This is a genomic window from Candidatus Zixiibacteriota bacterium (assembly GCA_040752595.1).
GTDB lineage: Bacteria > Zixibacteria > MSB-5A5 > WJJR01 > WJJR01 > JACQFV01.
In genome coordinates this window covers 64,818-88,466 of record JBFMGX010000020.1, presented here as the reverse complement: position 1 = coordinate 88,466, position 23,649 = coordinate 64,818, and the positions used below count along the sequence as shown (strand labels likewise).

Annotated in this window: 14 protein-coding genes and 1 other RNA gene; 8 read left to right on the top strand and 7 right to left on the bottom strand. The window is 61.8% G+C overall.

Going from position 1 to position 23,649, the window contains the following annotated elements:
• The first annotated feature begins 164 nt into the window (after positions 1 to 164).
• Positions 165 to 344 carry a hypothetical protein gene (locus AB1792_06830; GenBank protein MEW5701925.1) on the top strand — a complete coding sequence of 60 codons (180 nt, stop codon included), beginning with the start codon at positions 165 to 167 and terminating at the stop codon, positions 342 to 344.
• A gap of 264 nt (positions 345 to 608) precedes the next feature.
• Here AB1792_06830 and AB1792_06825 read toward each other — a convergent pair whose 3' ends face one another.
• The 7 genes from AB1792_06825 to AB1792_06795 all read right to left on the bottom strand — a co-directional run bounded on the left by AB1792_06825 (position 609) and on the right by AB1792_06795 (position 17,575).
• Positions 609 to 1,553, bottom strand: coding sequence for a Stp1/IreP family PP2C-type Ser/Thr phosphatase (locus AB1792_06825; GenBank protein ID MEW5701924.1), 945 nt, complete (start codon positions 1,551 to 1,553; stop codon positions 609 to 611).
• 166 nt (positions 1,554 to 1,719) lie between these two features.
• Positions 1,720 to 2,877 (bottom strand): FHA domain-containing protein, encoded by a 1,158-nt coding sequence (locus AB1792_06820; GenBank protein ID MEW5701923.1) that lies wholly within the window; start codon positions 2,875 to 2,877, stop codon positions 1,720 to 1,722.
• A 217-nt stretch (positions 2,878 to 3,094) separates the two neighbouring features.
• On the bottom strand, positions 3,095 to 4,462 hold the full coding sequence (locus tag AB1792_06815; GenBank protein ID MEW5701922.1) for a PEGA domain-containing protein: 1,368 nt from the start codon (positions 4,460 to 4,462) through the stop codon (positions 3,095 to 3,097).
• A 729-nt stretch (positions 4,463 to 5,191) separates the two neighbouring features.
• Entirely contained in the window at positions 5,192 to 6,478 is a 1,287-nt protein-coding gene (locus AB1792_06810; protein MEW5701921.1) for a T9SS type A sorting domain-containing protein, read from the bottom strand.
• 83 nt (positions 6,479 to 6,561) lie between these two features.
• Positions 6,562 to 12,282 carry an HYR domain-containing protein gene (locus AB1792_06805; protein MEW5701920.1) on the bottom strand — a complete coding sequence of 1,907 codons (5,721 nt, stop codon included), beginning with the start codon at positions 12,280 to 12,282 and terminating at the stop codon, positions 6,562 to 6,564.
• Between the two features lie 755 nt (positions 12,283 to 13,037).
• Positions 13,038 to 14,033, bottom strand: a complete 996-nt coding sequence (gene thiL / locus AB1792_06800; GenBank protein ID MEW5701919.1) for a thiamine-phosphate kinase — start codon at positions 14,031 to 14,033, stop codon at positions 13,038 to 13,040.
• A 209-nt stretch (positions 14,034 to 14,242) separates the two neighbouring features.
• Positions 14,243 to 17,575 (bottom strand): hypothetical protein, encoded by a 3,333-nt coding sequence (locus AB1792_06795; protein MEW5701918.1) that lies wholly within the window; start codon positions 17,573 to 17,575, stop codon positions 14,243 to 14,245.
• A gap of 661 nt (positions 17,576 to 18,236) precedes the next feature.
• Here AB1792_06795 and ssrA point away from each other — a divergent pair.
• The 7 genes from ssrA to AB1792_06760 all read left to right on the top strand — a co-directional run bounded on the left by ssrA (position 18,237) and on the right by AB1792_06760 (position 23,409).
• Positions 18,237 to 18,594, top strand: a transfer-messenger RNA (tmRNA) gene (gene ssrA, locus AB1792_06790).
• A 110-nt stretch (positions 18,595 to 18,704) separates the two neighbouring features.
• Positions 18,705 to 18,950, top strand: coding sequence for a GIY-YIG nuclease family protein (locus AB1792_06785; protein MEW5701917.1), 246 nt, complete (start codon positions 18,705 to 18,707; stop codon positions 18,948 to 18,950).
• Between the two features lie 18 nt (positions 18,951 to 18,968).
• Positions 18,969 to 19,643 (top strand): GIY-YIG nuclease family protein, encoded by a 675-nt coding sequence (locus tag AB1792_06780; GenBank protein MEW5701916.1) that lies wholly within the window; start codon positions 18,969 to 18,971, stop codon positions 19,641 to 19,643.
• A gap of 379 nt (positions 19,644 to 20,022) precedes the next feature.
• On the top strand, positions 20,023 to 20,646 hold the full coding sequence (locus AB1792_06775) for a nucleotidyltransferase domain-containing protein (protein MEW5701915.1): 624 nt from the start codon (positions 20,023 to 20,025) through the stop codon (positions 20,644 to 20,646).
• Positions 20,621 to 21,061: a hypothetical protein gene (locus tag AB1792_06770; protein ID MEW5701914.1), complete on the top strand. Its 441-nt coding sequence runs from the start codon at positions 20,621 to 20,623 to the stop codon at positions 21,059 to 21,061. Before AB1792_06775 ends, AB1792_06770 begins: the two co-directional genes overlap by 26 nt.
• A 507-nt stretch (positions 21,062 to 21,568) precedes the next feature.
• A complete protein-coding gene (locus AB1792_06765; protein MEW5701913.1) occupies positions 21,569 to 22,876 on the top strand; it encodes a hypothetical protein in 1,308 nt (435 codons plus the stop codon).
• Positions 22,849 to 23,409, top strand: a complete 561-nt coding sequence (locus tag AB1792_06760) for an RNA polymerase sigma factor (protein ID MEW5701912.1) — start codon at positions 22,849 to 22,851, stop codon at positions 23,407 to 23,409. Before AB1792_06765 ends, AB1792_06760 begins: the two co-directional genes overlap by 28 nt.
• The last annotated feature ends 240 nt before the right edge of the window (positions 23,410 to 23,649 follow it).

Sequence of the window (23,649 nt, the reverse complement as noted above, 5' to 3'; positions counted from 1 at the left end):
CTCAGCGGCGTCCCATGATCCTCGTCCATACATCCGTCCTCCGTCCCCTAATCTGGCCCGGAGAACCGACGCAAACCATCAACTTTTAGATGCTAAATCTGTCCGACTGGAGCTGAAACAGGACAATCAATCTACCGGACACCGCGGAGATCAACATCTACTCATTGGACGGCGATCTGATCCGCAAAATTCTGCATCCCGATCCGTTCCTGACGACCTATCCCTCGATCGTCGGCTGGGACCTGATCTCGCGCAACACGCAGGCGGTGGTGTCGGGGATTTACATCTGGCGGGTCGATTCGCGGTTGGGTAGACAGATCGGCAAGCTAGTGATCATCAAGTAAGGGCACGGCCTACCGTGCCCGAGCAGGGGGCTGAAAGCCCCCTGTCCGCGAGATGCGACGGCACGAGGACAGCGGGTATTCAACCCGCTGATGGGGCTGCAACTTGCCCCGAGCGAAGCAGAGGGGTAGCACCTACTCTACAACTGCACAGTAAGGAAGGAGGAACTACTGCCTGTCGTTCTTCCACGGCCATAAACCGCGACGGCGATGGGAATTCGACTCGGTCAATGAGCCCTCGGGCAGGGCAGATGATGCAGGTGTGGGCTAAAGCAGCGAAGGGTCGATCCGGATCCTGTCGGTCTGTGCCTCGGGGACAGTGGCGGAGCCCTTGACACCGGGAAACAGTGCGTCGAGTGCCCCACTTTCCTGATCGGCGACGGTGTCTGACGGCTCCGGCACCGTTTCGGTCTTCTGCCTACCTTCGACCGGCTCGTCAACGTCGTCGATTTCCGCGATTGCAACGGTGATGTTGTCGGGTCCACCGGCCGCGTTGGCAGCGGCAATCAACTCACCGACCGCCCGTGCCGCCGACTGTCCCTGGCGTGACAAGATCGCCGCGATCTCCTCATCCCTGATCGTCCCCGACAAACCGTCAGAGCACAGAACGTACCAGTCTCCCGGTCGCAGGGGGACGACATTGACGTCGACCGCGACCACCGGGCGCGTGCCCAAGGCGCGCGTGATGATGTTCCGGTCGGCAAACGTGCGCGCCTGCTCCGGTGTGATTTCATTCTGAGCCACCAGTTCCGCCACCAGCGAGTGGTCGACGGTCAAAGGCTCAAGACGACCACCGCGGAATCGATAGGCCCGCGAATCACCGACGTGGCAGATAATGGCATATCCCGGCACGAACCGTGTCGCCACCAAGGTCGTCCCCATCCCGCGCATTTGCCGCTGGGTCTGCGCCGTCTGAAAGACCCGCCGGTTGGCCAGACGGACGGCCCAGACAAGCTCCAGGGCCTCGACGGACAGAGAGTCCAATCCCGCAGGCAAGAGCCCGGGAGGCGGAGGCGCGATCGACGATCCGCCCAACAGGTATGCCTCGATGGTCTCCACCGCCCGCTGCGAGGCGATTTCCCCGGCCGCGTGTCCCCCCATCCCGTCACAGACCACCACGGCCGGACACGAAGGGATCAGACGAAAGTTGTCTTCATTAATCCGGCGCACGCGACCAATGTCGCTGTCGCCATGCATCGTCACGTTGACCATTCGCCTCGCTCGCCTGCGACCGATCGCTCGGGACTGCGTGCCCGGCCCGCCCGGCCGGACATCAGGTATAGATACAAAAGAGTCCCCCGCGCCACAACCTGCACTCGGACCGGAAATGAACCATTCCGGCCGCGACGCTTCATGGGAACCGCGAGGGCCCGTGGAATCAGAGCGCGAGAACCAAGAGTGTCCCCACGACCAGCACGGCGACCACCGCCACGACAATCCAGACCCAGCGCGGCAAGGACCCACGCCCCCTTGTACCTTCCATCGGCACGAAGGGGTTTTCATCGTAGTCCGTTCTGCCCGGGCGTCGGCGACGTCGCCCTGCCATACGTTCTCTGTCGCCTTCGTCTTCACCCACGGGAATGGGCTCTTCGCGGTACCGCGGCGTTTCCACCGGGCGCTCACGCACCGGCTCACGGAGCGGTTCCCTTGGCAAAGCGGACGGTTGGGGAGCTGCGACTCCGGGCAGCTCCAACCGCAGAAGCGTGCTCTCCTTCGCCGAGCGGATCTCGATGACATCCTGGTTCTTGATCGCTACGCGCTCTCCGGGCGGCAACTGTCGTCCGGCGATGAAGGTACCAGCCGCGCTGTGCTGGTCTTCGACGAACACTTGGTTGCCGACGACATGGATGGAGGCGTGTCGCCGGGAGATGCTGTTGTCCACCCCCCCTTGCGCGTCCAGACGGACCACGATGTGATTTTGCGCCGGGTCACGGCCGATCCTCGTCTCACCGATGGCCAAATCCCACTGCTGCCCCCGGAGTGGGCCACCGATCGCCACAAGCTTCCCGATGCGCTGCACAAAGACCGTCTTCTCCCGATCGCTGGAGATCGGTGGGGTCGGCAACGGGGACTCGCGCCCCATGGGCTGACGCAAGGGCGACTCGGCCTCAGCCAGGTCCAAAGGAGGCGGCAACTCCGGCTCCAGGGGCGGCGGCAACGGGAGATCCCGGGCGATCTCCGGCTCCCGAGGAGAGAGCGCCTCCGCCGAAGGCACACCTCCCGCAACCGCCAACTCTCCAGGCAGATATTGGATTCTGACCTCGTATCCCTCGACCTGAATCGTCGCGCCGTCACGCACCGGCACTACACCCTCGACCGCCACCCCATCCATCTTGAGTGCGGGTAGACGCGACAGTGGTTCGAGGTGGAACGGCTCTCCGGCCTTGCTGCGAACAAACGCTGCCTGCTTGAGGGCGATCAGCAGATCATCGATGTAGACCGCGCAAGTCCGCGCCGATCCCAACTCGATCCGCTCACCGGATGCAGTGGTCTCGCTGATCTTCTGCCCGGCTCGGACGATGGTGAACTTGGGCATGGTGGCACCGAATGTGATTCCTTAGCAGGATTCTGAAAACACGTCCCATACTGTCATTCTGAACCCCGCCGCTCTTTGGCGGGGTGAAGAATCTGCTGTTCCTTCCATAGGGACGGAAAGCAGATGCTTCGCTTCGCTCAGCATGACAAACCTGTTCTCCCTGCTTCGCAAGCAGTTTCTCAGTAACCCGATAAACCGTGCCGCTCGCGTCTACGGCTCAACGGGGCTTCAACTTCAGAGTGATCTTCTTGGGGTTCTTGGCGACCTTGACCCGTTCGCCATTCGTCTTGCCGACGAATCCTTCCTTTTCCGCCTGCCACCGGTAATCGCCCACAGGAACCTGCACGAGCAGCAGTCCCGCGGCATCCGTCGGTCCGTAACGTACCACATTGCCGTGGTGCTTTTCAACGCCAATCACTTCGGCCCCGGCCACGGGCTTGTTGCGCCCTGCGCTCACGACGAACCTCACCCACCCCATGTCCGACCCGGCCGCCACCACCTCCGGTCCGGGCTCCGGCCTGAGTGAACGCATCCCCACCACCAGCTCCGCCGCGTCCCATGCCAACTGTACGGTCGTGTCCGCGTACCCCTTGCAATCGAACTTCACCGTGTACGACCGGCCCTCCAATTCGACTAAGCCCGGTGTCGGTAGATGATGGGCCCTGTCGATCTCCTCACCGTCGCTGCTGCGGATCCAGGCAATCCGCGCCGGGAGTCTTGCTCCCAACGAATCCGCCGCGTCGACCGCTGCAAACAGGACATCGCGCTGAAGAACCACCGCAAACGTGTCCGGTGCATCCGCTGTGACGACTACCTCTGTACGATGATCCCGGAACGGTGCACGCACGAACCTGACGACATGCGAGCCATAGGGGATCTCGACGCCGCCGTTTGCTCGACCGACCGGCATCGGCTGACCATCCAAGAAGAGCTCAGCCCCCGATGGCTCCGACCGGAAGATGACGCGTCGGGCAAACAGACCAACCAGCGCCGCCGTGCCTGTCGTTCCCGGCTTCTGCCAGCGCCAGAGCGCCGTGTCCCCACCCACCAATCCCTTCACCGGATTCAACTTGATCGCGGATGTCGAGCGCCTGCCGTCGAGCTCGAAGGCCACCGCCACCGTCTCGGTCGCGGGAAGATTGAAATTCACCGCATCATACGGACGCAACGGACGACCGTCTACAATCGGCTGCCCGCCCTCAGGGACGGACAGCAGCTCCACATGCATCGAGAATATGAAAGGCGGAAAGACCGGCGGCGGCGCATCCTCGCGTATGATCAGGACCGTCTCCACCGGCACCAGCCCTTCGCGTTCCAGACGAACCCGCAGGATCCCCGGATCGAACGTCTCGTACGGGTACGGTGTCGTGCCCACCCAGTCGTTGTTGATGTAGACGTCCGCGCTGTCCGGGACGCTCGTGATGTACAGAGGTGCCGCCGTCGACCTCTCCGCATCCGCCGATCCCACCCAATGCCCCAGAGGACCATATCCCCAACGCAGGTCGGTGATGACATAGAACACGACGACAGAAGCGACGACGGCCGCCGTCACTGTCCGCCCCCGATGGGATTGCGTCGCATTCATGAATCACATCAGTGTACCAATGCCATGATACCCATTACGAGACAATTCGTCATCAGTTCGTAGCGCAGGAGCCCCGCGCTCCTGCGGCCTCGTCAAGTGCACAGGGCACCTGACCTACACACTGTGCTAATCGATTGCAGACCTCCGGACCTCCGTCGTCGAAGACAAGGGTCTCAGCCCCTTGCTGATCCGCTGTAAACAACAAACTACGCAATCCGCGCCTTGATTCAACACCAATTGGAGCCGCCAACCCGCAAAACCATGCACAACCCTCCGAGACTACGACCACCACCGGCAAACAAGGGCTTAAGGGAATGTTGAAGAAGTCACCGATTGGCATTGCGCAATCGGTACCCGGTCTTTGGGAGGGCGAGGCTCCCGCCGAGCCGTCTTGTCCCGCAACGAAATGCGGCTCAGCAGGAGCTTCGCCCTCCCGCAGAGCGCTGAGACTCAGTACTGAACGTCGCCTTTCTCAATACTCCCCTAAGCCCCCTGTTCACCCATGTGCGGCAGGACCCCTCACCCTGCCCTCTCCCCAGAGGGGAGAGGGGAAGTTTAACCTCTCCCTCCGGCTTGCCCCGAGCGGCGTCGAGGGGGAGAGGTCGCTTGGACCGGAGGTCCAAGCGGGTGAGGGAGTCTTCTCGCCCGCTCATCTTCCCTGAGCCCAAAACAAGAACCCCCCGCTACCGACGGGGGGTTCACAATTGCCCAAGGAGGTTCTGAACGCTGCTACTTCAGCAGCACCATTTTGCGCGTCAGCGATTCGGCGTTCTGCGTCAGACGGTAGAAGTAGATCCCCGACGGCACCGTGGCGCCGTTGCGGTCACGTCCATCCCACGTTTCCATGTGCATCCCGCGGGCACGATAGCCGTCAACCAGGGTGCAGATATTCTGCCCCAGAAGGTTGATCACATCGAGGCGAACAATCCCATCCACCTTGAGACTGTACGAGATCGATGTCGCCGGGTTGAACGGGTTCGGGTAATTCTGCGCCAGCGCAAACTGATCCGGCACGAGCCCGTTGCCGCCATTGCCGGCATCGGAGATCGCCTGCACCTTCAGGTTGGTCCAGACACCGGAGTTCGCCGGTGCGTAGTCGTCCACCTGCACGTGCACACGAACCTCGACATCCTGATCCGGCTCGCCGATGGGCACATCAATCTTCACGACCACGTCCTCGGATGCCCCCGGCGCAATCGTCAAAGGCAGCGACTTCGTCGGCGCCAGCTCGATCGTGAACGCCCACGGCTGGTCAAGGTCCGCCGTCACGGTCACGTTCACAGTCACATCCCCCGTGTTTGTCACCGTGACCGGGATGATCGCGATGTTCCCCGCCTTTCCCGGCCGCTCCAGTTCACCGGTCATCGTGACACCCGGCGCCGCCGTCGCACCCGTGAGGCGAACCTGGTAGCTGGGCGGAGCCGGCAGGAACTTCGGCGTCACATCGGTCGAGGCGGCCAGACCGTTCACTTTGATCGTCAGGTCTTCCCCTGCCAGGGCCCCATCCGTCTCCGGCGTGACCGGGTCATCACCCTTGGCATGAAGCAGGTAATTCCCCAGAGCCGGGATGTACTGCGACACGCCGCACGCCATGCTGCGAGGATCGATTGACTCGATCACGTCTCCGGCGCGAATACTCGCGCTCAGGAATGTGCTGTTGTCGTCCCAGAAATCGGCCACGGTTGTTCCACCCACCGCCGTCGGCACCGGAAAGAGCATCACGAGTGCATTCGTCGTCGGATCAGGCAGATCACGGACAACCGTCGGAAAATACCCGTACTTGTACACCCGCAAATCAAAGAAATCCCCAGCAACCGCCGGCAACGCGAACTCACCGCTGCCGCTGTTGGAGGCCGTTGAATTGAGGATTGTGCCGCCCGGGTACGCATCCCAGACTTCGACCGTGGCGCCGTTGATGGCGGTCCCATCGCCGGTGGTGACTCGGCCCGCTACCTGCGCCAGGGTCGCCTGCGCACTCAGGAGCACCGTCCCCAGAATCAAGGCCCCTCGGATCATTTGCCCCATTGCCTTGTTCAATGTGACCACCTCGTTCAGTGGGTCCCGCGCCGTCTCAGGCGCGGGACCCGGTCTGCATGCGTTTACTTCACCAACGTCATCTTCTTGGACGCCGACCACTCCGGCGTCGTTACCCGGTAGAAGTAGATCCCGCTCGACACCGCCGCGCCATTGTCCGACGTGCCATCCCAGGAGACGCGCACGATCCCGGCACCGTCATGACCACTGAAGCTCCGCACCGACTGACCAACGATGTTGTAGACCGTCAGTGTCCAGTCCGAGGCGTTCTTCAAGGAGAACGGCATCACCGTCCCGGCGTTGAACGGGTTCGGGTAGTTCTGCAACAGCGCGTACTCGGTCGGTACCGGCGACGCACCACTGAGGCTGAGCGTGATGCGGTTCGACGCCCGGTCGCTCCAGATCGCCCGGCCATCGGCCACACCCGCCGACGCCCCGTTGACCTCGAACATCAGCGCCTCACCGTCATGCGCCCCTTCCACCGACGACGTCTGCGGATCGTCCCCGTACGCGTGCACCAGGAACGCACCGTTCGCACCCGCCAGACACTCACCGACGATGATCCCGCCCGGCGCCTTCACCGTGATCAGGTCACCCTCGTGAATGCCCGCGTCCGCCACCGACCAGAAGTCGGCAAAGTGTGTCGTCACCGTCAACCGGGTCGTCACGTTCACCGGCCGCTTCGGCGCCACGACGAAGTCGTCCAACGGCGGACAGTAGTAGTCCGCGGTCGGATATGTCAACACGTCGCTGTCGGTCATGTTGATCCAGTACCCGTGGCACGGCTCCAGGCACGACAGGTCATTGAGGATCGCCGGACGGTTGGCGTCCCACGACCGCACGCCGTACCCACACTCCATCCCAAAGACGTAGCGGTAGTTTCCGGCCAAACTCGCCAACGCCTGCGGCAGCGTGTCCGGATACTCGGGCAGGTACGGGATCGCATTCCAACCCGCACACAAGGGCAGCGGATTGTCCACCGGAACCACCGTCCCGGTCAACACCAACATGTCCTTGTCCAGCATGTGGATCTCGTACCCGAAATCCGGACCCATCGTCGTCAGGTCGTTCAACTGCGGCGGACGGCTCTTGTCCCACGTGCGCGGACCATACCCGCACGTGCCGCTGGCCACCCGGTCATAGTTCGGATCCAGCGACGTCAACACCGTCTCCAGATCGCTGTTGTCCGGCAGGACGTTGAACGAGATCATGTTCCAACCTTCGCACAGATAGCACTCGATCGTGCGCCGGTTGCAGTCGAAGTCCACGTCAAACTGGTTGTCGAAGTCGCCGTTGGCCCACGTCTGCGGCGCCATCGCCGGGCAGTAGCAGTTCAGCCACAAGGTGATCTTGTCGCCAAACACCGCCCCTTCATCCTGCGGCGTCGACGGATCGTCGCCCAACACGTGGATCAGGTACTGGCCGGGAACCGTCACGATCGCCACACCGCAGTACACACCTTGCGGGTCGGTCGCCACGATCACGTCGCCCGGCATCAGCGGTACACCATACAACCGCGCGTCCTGCGAGAAGTAGTCCGCCCGGAACGGCCAGTTCGGCAGCGGCGTAAACGGAATCGGCGTCAGTTGAATGACGGCCTCGGCGTTGCCACACTCGACCGTGTCGAGCGCCGGGCAGAACCCTTCCGCCGTCACGCGGATTTCGAACACACCCTCGGAGACTTCGAGGCAGTAGTGTCCGGTCGGGTCGGTGTTCGTCTCATCGACAATCACCCCACTCGGATACCCGCTCCACGCCTGCACGTGCGCGCCTTCGATCACGTTGCCGGCCACGTCATACACCCAGCCGCAGATCGAGTCGCACGGGGTCACCGGCTTCTTCAACAGATAGAGCAGCACGATGACGTACTGGGGCGAACCCAGCGCGCACTCGGAGTTGATCTCGATCGAGTCGCACAGCGTATCCGGAGCCACCAGACCGCTGTAGTCGATGTCGAGATCGACCGTTGTCGGCGCGGTGCCGCCCATCGGGCTCATCAGCAGCCAATCGCGCGGGTCGGCCGGATCGCACGGGGCAATCCGCGAGGTCCAGTCCAGAACTCCGCCGCCGATGTTCATGACATTCAACTGCTGCGCCGGCGGATCATCGCCCTCCGTCACGGTGAATTCAAAGAAGTTGTCGTCGATCGCCAGCTCGGGCGGATTGATGACATTAAGGACCAGAACCACGGTATCGCACGAGCCGACTTGGGGCTTGATCTCACACTCGCAGAAGATCAGCGTCGCCACATACGTGCCCTCGTCCAGCCCGCACGGATCGACGCAGACTTCGACCTGGCTCGGCGTGATGCCGAACGTCGGCTTGACGCTGACTTGGCCTTCGAACGGGTCAGACCCCGGACCGAACCCTTCGTAGCACCACGACATCTCGCCGCAGCCGGTGCTGGTCAGCGTAACGGTCCGGCAGGAGTCGAACTCGCCCTGGCCGGGGTACTCAAAGTACAGGGTATCTGGTTCAGCCACCAGCGCCGGCGAGCTCGTGACCGTCAGGTGCACGATCACCGCCACGCAGGCCGGGACGTTGGCGTTCTTCTCCGGGATCTCGCACGGACAGAAGATCAAGGTGTCTTCATACTCGCCCGCCGGGCGGTTGCACGGATTGATGCAGACCTGGACCTGGCTCGGCGTCGTGCCGAATTCCGGTGTTATTGAGGAGACGAAGAAGTCCTCCTGCGGCAGCGGCACGTAGCACCAGTCGATCTGCTGACAACCGTTGCTGGTCAACGTGAACGACAGACAGGTGTCGCTCTGCGGTCCGTCGTACGTGAAGTACAACGTGTCGACGGAAGCCACCAGCCGCGGCAGCGGGCCGGGCAGGACGTTCAGGGTCACTACGACCGAATCGGAGGGGTCAATGCCCTTCGTCGGCCCCTCGAAAACGTAGATCGTGCCCTTGTACTGATCCGGAATCAGGCCAGCCACGTCGACGTACACGTCAAAGAACGACTCGGTCATCCCATTCGGCGGGCTGACATACAGCCAGGGGATGTTCTCCTCGGTGTACCACGGTACTCCGCTGATCTTCGCCGGCGGCGTGCCATAGTAGACATTAACACGCTGCGGATCGGGATTGATGCATTCCGGCGGAGTCTTATCGGGAACACAGCACTCCTGCCCCTCAAAGAGCAACTCGTGCGGATCGACATAGACCTGCGGTCCCGCTGCCGGACGGATCGTGACGTTGAACTGGCACTCATCCGTGTTCCCGGCGGCGTCGGAGGCGTAGCATGTCACTGGCGTGGTGCCGATCGGGAATACCGAACCCGACGGCGGCACGCACGAGTCGATCTTGGCGCCGGGGCAGTTGTCGGTCGCGGTCGAAACCCAAGAGACCGTATCCAACACGCCCGCGTCGCGGATGATGTCCGGCGAGCAGCTCGCCACCGGCGGCTCGACGTCGTTGACATACACGTTGAAGAAGCACGTGTCTTCATTACCGGCGGCATCCGTGGCGATGCAGCGGACGACCGTCAAGCCAATCGGCAGGAACGATCCCGACGGCGGCTCGTATGTCTCACCCACGACCGCGCAGTTGTCGGTGGAGTTCAGATCGTAGTTGACGATCGCGCCGCACTGGCCGATGTCGTTGTTGACCTGCATAGCGACCTGCGGGCGCTCGATCACCGGCGCCTCGCCGTCATGGACGATGACATGGTACTGGCAGGTGTCCTCGTTCCCGGAGGCGTCAGTGGCGATCACGACGATCAGGTTGTCCCCCACCGGCAGGAATGACCCATTCGGCGGTGAGGCGACAACCGTCGGGTTCGGGTCGCAATTGTCAATCGACGCATACCCGAATCCGTAGTTCGTCCCACATTCACCTGGGCTGCTCTCGATGCTCTGGTCCGGAGGACACGCAACGTGCGGTGGAATGTGATCCTCCACCGTCACCGTCGCCTCGCAGGTGTCCTTGTCGCCTTCATCGTCGGTCACGATCAACATGACCGGCGTAGCGCCCAAGGAGTATGGTCCCGGCGGAATCTGCTCGAGCGTCACCGCGCCGCCGTCGGGGTCATACGACCCGTCATCGATCGAGGCGTTTGCCTGGCAGTCGCCGTCGGCGTTCGCCGTCACGTTCTTGCACATCGCCACCGGCGGGACTTCCTGCGGCTGCTCTTCCTGAACGGTGATCGTGAAGGTGCAAGTGTCCTCATTGCCGGCCGCGTCTGTGGCGATACAGGTCACAAGCGTCGGCCCCAACGGGAATGTCGATCCCGACGGCGGGTTGCAGACAGTCGTCGCGCCCGGACAATTGTCGGTCGGATCCGGCGTCGTGTAGTTCACGACCGCGCTCGTCTGGCCGTTCGGAATCACAACCGTCGTGTCACCGTGGCAGAGCGCCACCGGCTTCTCGGTGTCGTCGACAAACACGTGGCAGAAGCACGTGTCCGCGTTCCCGGCATCGTCTTTGGCGATGACGGTAATGAGGTTGTCGCCCACCGGCAAGAATGACCCGTTCACCGGATCGACGCTCATGTAAGTAACAGCACAGTTATCGGTTGCCGTATACCCACGCGTAAAGGTCGCCCCGCACTGACCCGGGTCGTTCGGAATGTGCATGTCAGCCGGACAGACGATCACCGGCTTTTCCGTGTCGTTGATCGTCACAGTGAACGAGCACGAGTCCATGTTCCCCGCCGCATCGGTCCCGATCGCCCAGACTGTGTCCACGCCGACCGGGAACGTCGAGCCCGACGGAGGATTGTAGGCCAACGTCGCGCCGGGGCAGTTATCGATGATCGTAACGCTGTAGGTTACGTTCGCCCTGCTGCACTGACCGGCATCGTTGCTAAGCACGATCGGCGCCGGACAGTCGGTCACGACCGGCTTCTGCGCGTCCGTCACTGTGACCGTCGCGTCGCAGGTGTCCTTGTTTCCATGATCATCGCTGACAACCAACTGCACGTTGGTCACACCCGTGGCATAAGGCCCCGGAGGAACCAACTCAAACGTGATCGGATCGCCATCGGGATCGTTCGATCCATTATCGACTTCCGCCGCCGTTACCTCCGCGGTACACGAGTCGGGATCGGTGTTCTTGTTGACGTTCTGGCAGATCGCATTCGGCGGCTGGTTGACAACTTCGCAGCCGGCTCCGACCGTGATCTTCCCCATGACGAAGTCGAACGGCACCGAAGGACCGCTTACGTCTACCGCTTCCAAGTGGTTGGCCGGCGTTACGCAACAGGTGTCAACGTAGAAGCACCCGTCCTGGTCCGCGGTCGAGAACTTGAAGAAGAACGACGGCGCGGCCAAATAGTCGGTCACGTCACCCTCAAACGGCCAATCGACAAACTGGCCCGCCACACTGTCCGTACCCGGCGGCAGCACGAAGAGATCGGGCGGTCCACTGGTGCTGACGCCCGCCCAGAAGAAACCATCGGGGCTGATTCCGTCGAACGAGGCGTTTGTGGAGTACGTGCTGGACACCGGTCCGCTACATGTATTCGCGTCCGGCGCGCCCATGGTCCGCAGCAATGCCGACCCCTTCAGCGGACTGGTCGGCACACGCCGCCCAGGCGTGCTCGTCAGCGCCCGGAAGACAAGCCCCGCGGCGGGGTACGACGGCACCGCGCCATCAGCACGCAGCTCAAGCGGCAGCACGAATCCCACGAGGTCGACGTCGTTGGTGACCCAGACGCCAACGGTACAGAAGTCTTGGGCTTTGGTGAAGACCTTTGAGTCCGCGACGACCACGTTGGCCGCCATCGCCTGCGGCGCCACCACCAAGGCCAGCACGAAGGCGATTAACAGTACGCGTCTCATTCCTGGTTCCTCCTCATCTGTGAGAGTTATGTTAAGTCTGCCATCCTATCCTGACAATCGTGTTTGCGCCCAAGCCGAAGAGACTCACCAAGACCACCACCCGCATATTGCTGGTCACGGTCTCTGTGGTTGCTCTCGCAAGATTCAATAGGCAGTTGCGGCGTTATGATTCGAGGCCACGGACGAACAAAGCCAGCCGACATCAACGACGCGGGGTCGCGTGTGAGGAACGCTACACTGGGCTGCAGGTCATATCCCCGCGATCCCGCCGCTCTGTCGCCGATCGACCACGGTCTCGCGGTTTCACAAGCAACGCACCCGCCTGACCCCGTCACCGAAGCCATGCCGGTCGCGCCGCTGTCATTTATGATAATGCTTTTCATTGAGTTGTCAAGAACGTTTCCGAAATCACTTGACCCAACAGCCACGACAGAACATCGCACTCAAAGACACTGAGCACCGCTTCTTTCGCATCCTCTGTGCCAATGTCGCATTCCGATCCGCGTGCGTCGTGATTCTGCACACGCCCCGGCGCTCGCAGGATAACTGATTGTCGCACAACCCGTTGATGTTCCGACAATCAGCGACCTGCCCTGATCCGTAGTGCGGTTCGTGCTGGGACATTGCAATGTCCTGCACAGATGATGCAGTCTCAGATTGACCCCGGTTGACCCCGGGGCCGACGGAAATCTGATCTTAATCGGGAAGCAGATACCGGAGCGATCAGGCACCGGGCGGTCGGCTTTGGTGCGGGTCTATCGTGCCAGGTGGTCGTGCCCAAGCGGCGGCAATAACTCTTCCTCGCCGGCGCGGATCATCTTCATCTGTCTGTCCGATGTGATCTTGCCAACCCGCCAGATCTGGCCCGAGAATACCCCGAATCGCGCCCGCAGTTCTCTCTCCCGGGTCTCGTCGGGATCGGCGGCAAACAACAAGACGTAATCCTCGCCCCCGCCCAGCGCAAACTCGAGCGGATCCCGGCCGTTGTCATGGCACCAGCCGACCAGCGGTTCACTCAGGGGAATCGCCTCCGCACTCAACTCTGCTCCCACACCGCTGGCCGCGCAAAGATGGCCGAGGTCCGCCGCCAGACCATCGGACACATCGATGGCGGCATGGACCCAGTCGGCCTGTGCCAATGCCAGCCCTTCCCGCCAGTGAGCTCGCGGATGACGGTATGCATCTGCCAGCGCCTCTTCTCCAACTGAACCGGTTGACGGCTCGCCGCGCAAGATGGCGACTCCCGCAGCGGCATCTCCCAACGGCCCGGTGACGTACAATGCATCGCCCGGACGGGCTCCCGACCGCAGCAACGGACCCTTGCCCCGCGGCGAACCGATCGCGGTCACATGAGCGGAGAACCCCTCGCTCCGCGCCGAGACGTTCCCGCCGATCAGCCGAGCCGTTAAGTCGTTGCACGCGAGGCCAATACCATCGGCAAAGAACTGACGATCTTGCGCCGTCATCTGGCGGCCGACTTCGACTGACACCAGAGCGAACTTTGGCTCGGCTCCCATGGCGGCAATGTCCGAGAAGCCGACGTGCAGCAACCGCCTTCCCAAATCCTGCCAACTGAGCCATCCCGGCTCAAAGTGCACGCCGCTGACTTGGGAATCGGCTGACACCACCCAGTTGGAAGTAGCGGGCAGAATCGCCGCGTCGTCCCCAATGCCAAGAAGGCCATCCGTGAGGACCCCCGCTCCGAACCGTGCGGCCAACTCAGCTATCCAAGTGAACTCGCTGTCGTCCATCGACCGCCCGCACACCCCAGTACCCATCAAGAACGTGAGAGGGGCCGCATAGCGCAATGCCACTTGTGTCGAGAGACGACTGGTCTCGCGTCGAACTCCAAGCGCGTCCAAACAGAAAGTGGGATGGGAGGCAATCTCCCATCCCACTTTGACTTCACAATCCCCGGCTTCGTGTCGTCAGCTCGACGAACCAAGCCGTTGATGCCCCATTAGAACGGGCACGGATCGCAGAAGTTACCACCCGTACCGTAGTCCGCACCGCCGCGGAAGGCGACGTTCACCACCTTCACGACGTCGGTCACCGAGGTCACCAGGTCGCAGTTGACGTCCGTCCGCGCGTACGTGCAGCACGGATCCTTCGTCGCCGCCACACCACGGAACGCCACGTCCACCGTCTTCACGACATCCTGAACGCTGATCACGTCGTCCCACTGCGGGTTGGCGTGAGGCGGGCGGTTGTAGAGACCCACTTTGGTCGTCGCGCCGGTCAGGCCGATCTTTCCAGCGTAGTCCTTCGCCTTGTCGGCGGTCGTCTTGAAGCTGGCCTCATCGACCGTGTCCGAAACGAACGCCACAACGACCTTGTACGCCTTGCGCGAATTGCCCAGCTCCTGACCCTTGGCAATCGTCATGATCGTGTACATGTCGGTATCCGGCAACGCCGGCGTGTTGATCCCCGACAGCGACACCAACGTCCGATAGAGCCATTCGCTCTTCGGACCGCCGCCCGGCTGGATGTCCTGCACGTTGTTGCCGACCTGGGCGCCGATCAGCGTTCCAGGCGCAATGAATTCGACACCGCCACGATACCGCTCCGCCGTGTACAGCGGGTTCGGCGGCACGTGACCGGCGGTATCCTGACCCTGCTGCCACACCAGACCCTTCAGCAGGTCGCCGCCGTTCTGGTTCTCGACGCCGCTCTGGACCGTGCCATAGCGGCTCGCCGGCACCACGTCGAGGTCACCCAGCAGACCAGCCACCACGTCGGGGAGTTGCGCGTGGGCACCGGAGGGCTCCACGGCGTAGCTGTAGAAGCTGTAGCGCGCCAGCACGAACTCGTCCGAATCGGCGTCCTGCGGGAAGTACCACTCCATCACGACGCCGACGAGCGAATCTGAGGTCGTCATCCGCCCGCACGCCATGGCGAAGCCGCCATCCGTCGTGTACTTCGCGGTGTCGATGAACAGATCACCCTGCGCGCGGTAGCCGAACTGGCCCGGATCGTTGCGGTCGAAGAAACGATGATAGACCACCGTGTCCCCGACCGGCTGCGGACCATGCGCCACCAGCAGCGACGCATCGAAGATGGTCGTGCTGGAGTCACCCCACCGCCACAGGCCGCCCTCGTCGTCCTGCGACCCAAACCGGGCGTTGGTGCGCACATCCAACTCCAATGAGCCGATGTGGTCCCCGGGGGCCTTCACCGCAGTGTACACGCCCGTCTTCAAGTTGTCGTCCTGCGGGCAGAAGAAGTCGTCGACCACAAAGAAGTCGATCGGATAGTTCTGCGGCGAGGCCACGTTCGGCGCATCGTGCGTGATCCGGATCGTGTCCTGATACAACCCCTGCGTCGTGATCCCCACCGCGCTCATCGTCACCGAAAAGATGATGTCCGGATCGCCGGCGTTGATCGTGTAGGGGCCGCTCGTCCCCAGAGTCAACCAGGACGCGCCCAGCACCTTGCTGATGTTCCCGGTCATCGTCGCGTTGCCCAGGTTGATCAGCGTGAACGTCTCGACGTTCGTCGCACCACGATCCGCATGGTACTCGCACTCCGGAATCGCCGTGATGAATCCGGCGTAGTTCGCCGCAATCACCGGACATACGTTGGGCGCATCCGTCGTGCCGCCCGGGAACCGCAGATACATGAACCGGTTGATCTGCCAGGTCCCCTCACCCTGCGGAATGCCGCCCGCGTCGTTGTCCTCGATGAAGGAAACGTCGATGTCGTGCACATACGGGCCAATCGTCGCCCAGTGCTCCGACCGGCAGACCTCATCCGGACGCGGCGGATTGGTCTGTCCCGCCGGGGTCGCGCCGGGGTTGCATCCCGGGGTCTTGGTGTTGGTGATATTCACCGGCGGCGCCCAGGTCCGGCCACCGGAGTTCGACACCGACAGGTACAACTCACCGTTGTAGTAGTCGGCCGCCGAGGCGTCCGCCTGCGAGGTCGGGTCCGAACCGCCCAACTGCGTGTACACGACATACACGTAGTTCTTGTTCGACCACGCACCGCCCTGGCAGAGCGTCCCGCCGTCGCCGATCCCCATCGTCACCTTCGCCAGGTGCAGATTGAAGGCGCCGGTCGAGTGCAGATTCTCCCAGTACCCCAGCGCCACCGGACGAATCTGGAACGCCGAGTCGGACCAGTGACGGATGGCAATGTCGTAGCTCTCGTTGGCCACGCGCTGCTCGTCCCACACGAAGTGCAGGTATCCCGACAGGTCATACCGGACCGAAGTGTGACCCCACGCCTGCGGACCGGTCGGGCTGTTGTAGTTCGTGATGATGTTCTTGTTCGCCGGGCCGAGTTCGGTCCCGGAAATCCAGCCGGCGCCCTCGGTCTGCGACTCGTAGTAGGCGATGTTCAGGTTCCCGCTGGAGAACTCCCGATCCGTGCACATCCCAATCGCCACCTTCTGGCTGTTGGGATCGGCCGCGACGACATAGGCCAACCGGCCGTTGGAGTCGATCGCCACCGGACCGATCCAGTTCGTGCCGTCGAACCGCCAGTACACGATGCGGTCCCGCGGGTCCTCGTTGGCGCCGTGCGATACCGAGTGGTAGATGTCCGTTCCCGCACCGTTCTCCTGGATGCCCACGACCGGCCACAGCACCTCGCCGAACACCGGCGTGCTGGTCAACTCGTCGTCGATGTGCAACGCCGAACCCGGTGTCGGGAAGTACAGGTGCCATGACGAGTACGGGCTGCCCGCTTCGGCCTTCTGGTGGAACGACGCATGCCAGGCGTTGTCACCGTCCGGCTCGCCGCCGCAGTAACCGCCACGGGCAAAGACGCCCAGAGAGATCGTCACGCCGTTGTACGGCTGGTTGAACCCGCCCCCAATCGTGTAGGAGCTGTAGCTCACAAAGCGGTCGGCGTCCTCGATGTCTGGAGGGACCTTGTCCCAGAACATCCAGGTGAAGTGAACGATGGTCCCAGTGGCCCACCGACCGACTTCGTGGTGCATCGTGCTGTTGTGCTGGTAGTCGTAGCTGGTGTTGCCCACTGCCAGCGATCCGACCGGATCGGGCGGTGGCACACCGGCTGCCTGGAACATCGGGTTGACGGCGTAGCCGTTGTCGTTTACGATCGACATGCCCGAGCCCGCGGCAAACGGGTTCGTGCCGCCATCGACCCGATAGCCCCAACGAACGTTGGGCGTCATGCGATAGCGCTCGGTGTTCATCAACTGCTTCATCCGGCGCTGTTTGATCATCTTCTCGACTGTTTGCGGAGAATCGGCTGCCCACGCGGCCACGCCACCGATGGCGGCGGCCAGTGCCAGCACAATCCCCGTCCTGATAATCTTCCCCGTCATGCGTCTCTCCTTGAACTCGAGGCCTCGTTCCCATCCCGCCCCGCGGCGGAATGTTGTTCACTTCTCCTGTTGTATCGGCCACCGATCGAAATCGGTGAACGACCACCAGGTCGAACTGACTTGCCGATCCAACCCAAGAGTCTGTTGTGCGCAACCACCTCCCTTGCCCCAAGCCGTGGGCTTGATGTTTGATCGTTAGCGAATGGTAGACGTTCTGCCAAATCTCTCAGAAAACGTACTCACCTGCACAATCCGGATATCGCGATTGACGATGCGCTATCGGGGCGACAGTCTTCCCCGTATGGTCCAATCAGTGCCTGCCGACACGCGGTCCGGGGAGAGGACCCGGACGAAGGGGCAAGTAAATGGGAGTAAGCTGGTTCCGAAAAAACGCGGTCTCGACCGAGGTCAACCCTGTTGTCTCAATGGTCCTTGGCGTCGTTCCGGGCCATCTAACCCGATTAATACAATAAGGCTAAGTTGCCCGTTGTCAAGCGGTATTTGCCGCCCGGAATCCAACAAACGTAAGGGTCAAGGGCCACCCGCGACGCGGCGGATTTCCGCCACGATTTCCGACGATTCCCGACGATTCCTGCACCCCCCTAAGGCAAACAGCACCCCCCTGTAACCCGTAGTCGGCATGGACGTATGTAAACGTCATGGGGGCGACTGGTTTCGACGGAGTCGCCGAAGGGAGGTTTGCCCGCCGAGGTCCCCAAGATCCTCGTTAAACCATTGGGACACAACGAAACGCAGACGACTATTCGTATGCGCTGGCTGCCTAATCTCAGGTAGCCCGACGGCTCAGGGGCCCGCCCTCGGCGCCTGACCGCTCGACGATAAGGAGGGATAGCTGGACGCCGCTCCCGGGAGCATCCGGCGAAGCTAAACCGGGATGGCTCTGCCGGGAGCCTGTCGCTCGGCGCCTGACGGGGCGAGATACAAACGACCGACTACGCGGGTAGACGGCCTCTTGTAGGCACTTTCGGACGGGGGTTCGATTCCCCCCGCCTCCATTCTGCGCCGCGAGGCGCCTCGCGCCTCGCTATGCAGAATGCCCTGCAAAGCAAACGGCGCCTGAGGCGATGCTTGCGAAGCAGGGCGGATACCATCCACTGGAGTCGCATCAGTGAAGTACGTCTATCTCCTCCGTAGTCTCTCCAACCCGACAGAGACCTGCATCGGTATTACCGACGACCTGAACCGCCGTCTGAACGAGCACAACACCGGCAAGTCCGTGCACACGTCCAAGAATGTGCCTTGGGAAGTCGAAGTCGCCATCCGGTTCAGGGCCGATTCGTGCGCGGTAGCATTCGAGCGATACTTGAAATCCGGCTCCGGCCACGCGTTCGCAAAACGACACTTCTGGTCCTGAGCCCTTGGCAATCCCGCAGTGGTTGAGGAAGACCACATAGACCAACCCCACACATTTTGCCCTGGTTGCGGCGCACGGCTGACGGCACGTTGTGAGCTGTGCCCGGCTTGCGGCCACAACGTACTTGATTGGTTCGACCGACTCTATCCCGTTGATGCGAAACACCCACCTGACTCCGGGACGGCAGGCTACATCTACGTGCTGAGAAACCCGCGTCATTCCCCGGACCTGTACAAGATAGGCAAGACCAGCCATCCTCCTGAGGAGCGGGCCAGTGAACTATCGGAGCCGACCGGCGTGCCCGGCCGCTTTGAGGTTGTCTACGAGGAATTGGTCAGCGATCACCATTCTGCGGAACGGAGGATCCACGAGGAACTGTCGGAGTACCGCGTTGAGAGGAGTGAGTTCTTTCAACTGCCGTTGAAGGACGCGTTGCGAGTGGTGGTCAGAATCTGTGGCTGCTATCCCATCGACCAGAACTCCGACTTGTCTCAGGACACTACGGATGGACGGATAGACGCGCGCCCAAGGGAGAACGAGCCATCTCCTCAACGAGGTCTTGAGTCTGTCTGCCAGTCATGTGGTGGGCGGTATGTTGTGGCGGGGAAGCGAGTGGATTCATGGACTCGTTGTCCCCATTGCGGACGGGTCCAAGGCGATGGGGCAGACGGCGGTGTGCGGTGGTTTCGGTAGGTTCGTGGCCGCTGACAAACAGCGCAGGAAGTGATCACGATTCGGGCGGAGTGCCCATTTGGCACCATGTCCTGTATTGCATCCGGTCGCGATTTGGCCACAGTACCACTTAACCCCATGTCCCGTATCGCAAAACGGGGGTCCGATTCCCCCCGCCTCCACCAGTTCACTTCGTTGCGCGTCAATATGTTACGAGACGGACGGGGGTCTTGTCCCCCCGGTCGCCCTGCTATATCGTTCAACCGCATCGGATAACGCGGAATAATCCTGGTCACAATCTGGCCACACTACATGGGCACGGGTAACCCGTGGCCTAGTCAATTCTCTTCCACGAATTGGCTTGACAGTCGTACTCAAATTGAGATCAATTGATCTCAAGATGAGATCAACGAGTCCATCGCAAAGACCGAAGCGAACGGCAGGTGAGATCCTCTTCTCCAAGATCCGCAGGCAACTGCTCACGACCTTTCTGTCCACCCCTGACCGCCGCCTGTATTTTCGCGAAATCGCCCGGCTTGTCCGAGGATCGCCTGGCACCGTACAGCGCGAGCTGGCTGCGCTCACGCAGGCCGGGGTTCTCAAATCGGAACTCGTCGGCCGTCAACGCTATTACTCGGCCGAACGCGATTGCCCCATCTTCCCAGAGCTTCGTGCGATCGTTGTGAAGACCTTTGGCATCGCCGACACCCTCCGGGCCGCCTTACGTCCGCAATCGCGCAAGATCAAGATCGCGTTTGTCTACGGGTCGATCGCCTCAGAGACCCAGACAGGACGCAGCGATGTTGACGTTATGGTCATTGGCGGTGTGAAGCTGCGCGACCTGGCCTCTGCATTGGAGAAGACTGAGCAAGTGTTGGGCAGATCAGTCAATCCATCGGTGTTCTCGCAAAAGGAGTTTGTCGGGAAGATTCAACAGAAGAACCACTTCGTTCTCAGCGTGCTGGCTTCAGACAAGATCTTCCTCATCGGAGGTCCAGATGAGCTTGGCCGACTGGCTGAATAGCGGCTGGCTGAAAGCCCACACGACCAGCGCCGCCGAGGTGAAAGCGCTCCTGGAGAAAGTCGATCGCGACATTGCGGAAGCCGGGAAGTCCGAGATTTCCGCCGACTGGCGGCTGGCCATTGCATACAACGCCTGTCTCGGCTGTGCCACGGTCGCCCTGCGCGCCAGCGGATACCGCGCACCTGAAGGCGACGGCCATCACTACCGCACAATCGAGTCCTGGAGATTCACTATGAAGCCACCTGCCGGGTTGATCCCCACCCTCCACGCATTTCGGAAGAAGCGGAGCATCGTCAGCTATGATGCAGCCGGTACGGTTTCGGAGACCGAGGTCGCCGAGGTGCTGAGGCTCGCGCGTGAACTCGCGAAGTTGCTTAAGGACTGGCTGAAGACGCATCATCCTGAGCTGCTATAGACACACCCACAGCGTCGGCCAGACGGGTGCAGAATGTGGTCACGATTTGGCCACAGTACCACTTAACCCCATGTCCCGTATCGCAAAACGGGGTTCGATTCCCCCCGCCTCCACCAATCAAGTTCATCCTGATTGAGTCATTGTTCGTCAACCGTCAGTGTTCTGGCCGCTCTCTCGGACTGCTTGCACATCCGACGGGTGTCGAGTTGCCTGCGGCGTTCTTCCGAACCGCTGCAGGACGGAGTAAGACCGGCCTCACACAGATCTGGTGACAGGCAGCCCGGCTCGCCGAGGCAGGGCTCAGGCGATTCGTCCACCTCCCATTCACCGCTACACACTGCGCGAATCGCCTGTTGACCTCGCCAAACTCGCTCCCCCCACCGCGGCGCGCCACATGAGAACACTGCGCTTGAAATCCCCACGCTCCTTCTCGTAAGCCAGGGCTCCCTTTTTCGTTGAACTTCTCGCTCTGTCAGGGATTGTATGATTGGGAAAGGAGACAATCTCATGATGCGGAAGAATCTCGCGGCGGTGGGCACAGCGCTGGTGATGCTGCTCGGTGTCCTGGCGCCGAAGGACTCAGCGGCCAGAGAGATCGTGCGACCGGAGGAAATCAGAAGCAAGCGACAGGTCGTCTATGACGACGCCACGTACGCGAAGCTGGCAACGTTGTGGAAGGACTACTACGATGCCTTTCCCTCCGAATACGCCTACGCCAACTGGATGTATGCCGCGCGCTACGCAGGGGATGGAAATTACTCGCAGCTCCTGGCCGCGGGCCTGGAGAAATACCCTGCCAATCCCACTCTGCTCTACCTGAAGGCCTGTGAACGTCTTGGGGCGCATGATGACACGGCCGGTCGGGAGTATCTGGAACGCGCCGTCGCCATCGAGCCGGGTTTTGTTGACCCATGGTTTCCGCTGGTCACTCACTACATGGACTCCCGCGACGCGGAGCGTCTGGATTTGGCGCTACGTCGTCTGTTGGAGAGCGGGATCATCGCCGATGAGGTGATGGACTATAACTACAACCTACTGATCAGCTTGGAGGAAAACGCGATTCTCATCACCAACGGTGACAATGACACCTACCCCGGTTGGATTCTCACGCGCCTCCTGCACGTACGTCCGGATGTCAGCATTGTCAACCGCAGCCTGCTGAACACCTCGTGGTATCCGATGCGAATGATCGAACAGGGTTTGCCGCGGTTCATCGACGAGAAAGAGTTGGACAACCTGCGAAGCGCGATTCTCGAGAGAATGAAGAACAAGAAGATGCAGCCGTCGCCGGGAGGACCATTCGGCGATACGCTGATCCTCCGGATCATCGCCTCCGCGGAGCGTGCCGGACGCCCCGTCTTCGTGTCGAGAACTGTCCATGCCACCGACCGGCTGAAAGAGGTTGTCGCCAACGGAAGGGACCTGGGCCTGGCGACCCTTGTGACCGTACCCCGTATCCCCTACGGCGAACAACTCCAGACCGTATATGGCCGGTGGATCGGCGCCTTTCGAACCGGGGGACTGGACGGCTGGCGGCTGCGCCATGCACCCGAAACCGATGCCGGGCGAATGCTGGTCTCCAACTACGCGGGCGCCGCCGTGGCGAACTTGATGCCACTGAAAGAGCACGCGCCGAGCTTGCGCAGCGGGCTCTTCCACTGGTACGTGGAGCACGTGGAGAAGCTCCTGACTGATGAGCGTCGGGGCGAGACGGCGAGGGCATGGTGCGGCTCCTGCTGTTCTGAGATTGAGGAAGTCGAGGCATGGTGTAGGGAACAAGGCATATCGTGCCGGAATCCGAGCATTCATCGCTGACTCCAGGATGGGAGTACTTCCACCGGGCCCGTCGTGGAGACGATCGTGCATGGCGTGTTCTGATAAAAGAGCACCGGGCACGCCTCGGCGCGCTGGCGCTTCTCATCACCGGATCGGACGCGGCCGCAGACGACGTGGTGCAGGAGACATTCATCCGGGCATTGCGAGCTGATATCGGCCACCACCAGGGGACGGTGGGAGGGTACCTCGGCACCATCGCCTATCGGCTGGCGGTGAAGGAGACCGAGAGGTCGAGGCGAAACGTGAAGCTCGACGGGCAGGATCCACAGGACCATCGACAGAACGCGCTGGAGCGGATCCTGGCCGATGAACGTGATCGTCTCGTGGTCGAAGTGATTCGCGCGCTGAGTGCGGAACATCGCGATGTCTTGGTCCTGCGATTCTACGGGAGCCACAGCTATGAAGAGATCGCCGAACTCGTGCGGGCTCCGCTCGGAACGGTGAAGTCGCGGATCTTCTACGCTGTCAAGTCCTGCCGTCAAATGCTGAGACAGAAGGGGATTTTGGAATGAACCACGTTGATGAAGACGAGCTCTTGGCACACGCGTTGGAGGTCTTGCGCCCCGATGCGGCGAGTGTGATCGAAGCACACCTGGCAGCCTGCGCCGACTGTCGTGCGCGACTGGAGAGGATCAGGAGGGATCTGTGCACTATCGGGAGCGTCCGGCCCCAGTGGCAGGACGCGATGGCGTGGAGCCCGAGTCCAAGACGCCTGGCCCTGTATCCGCTTCTGCGGGCGGCAGCCCTCATTG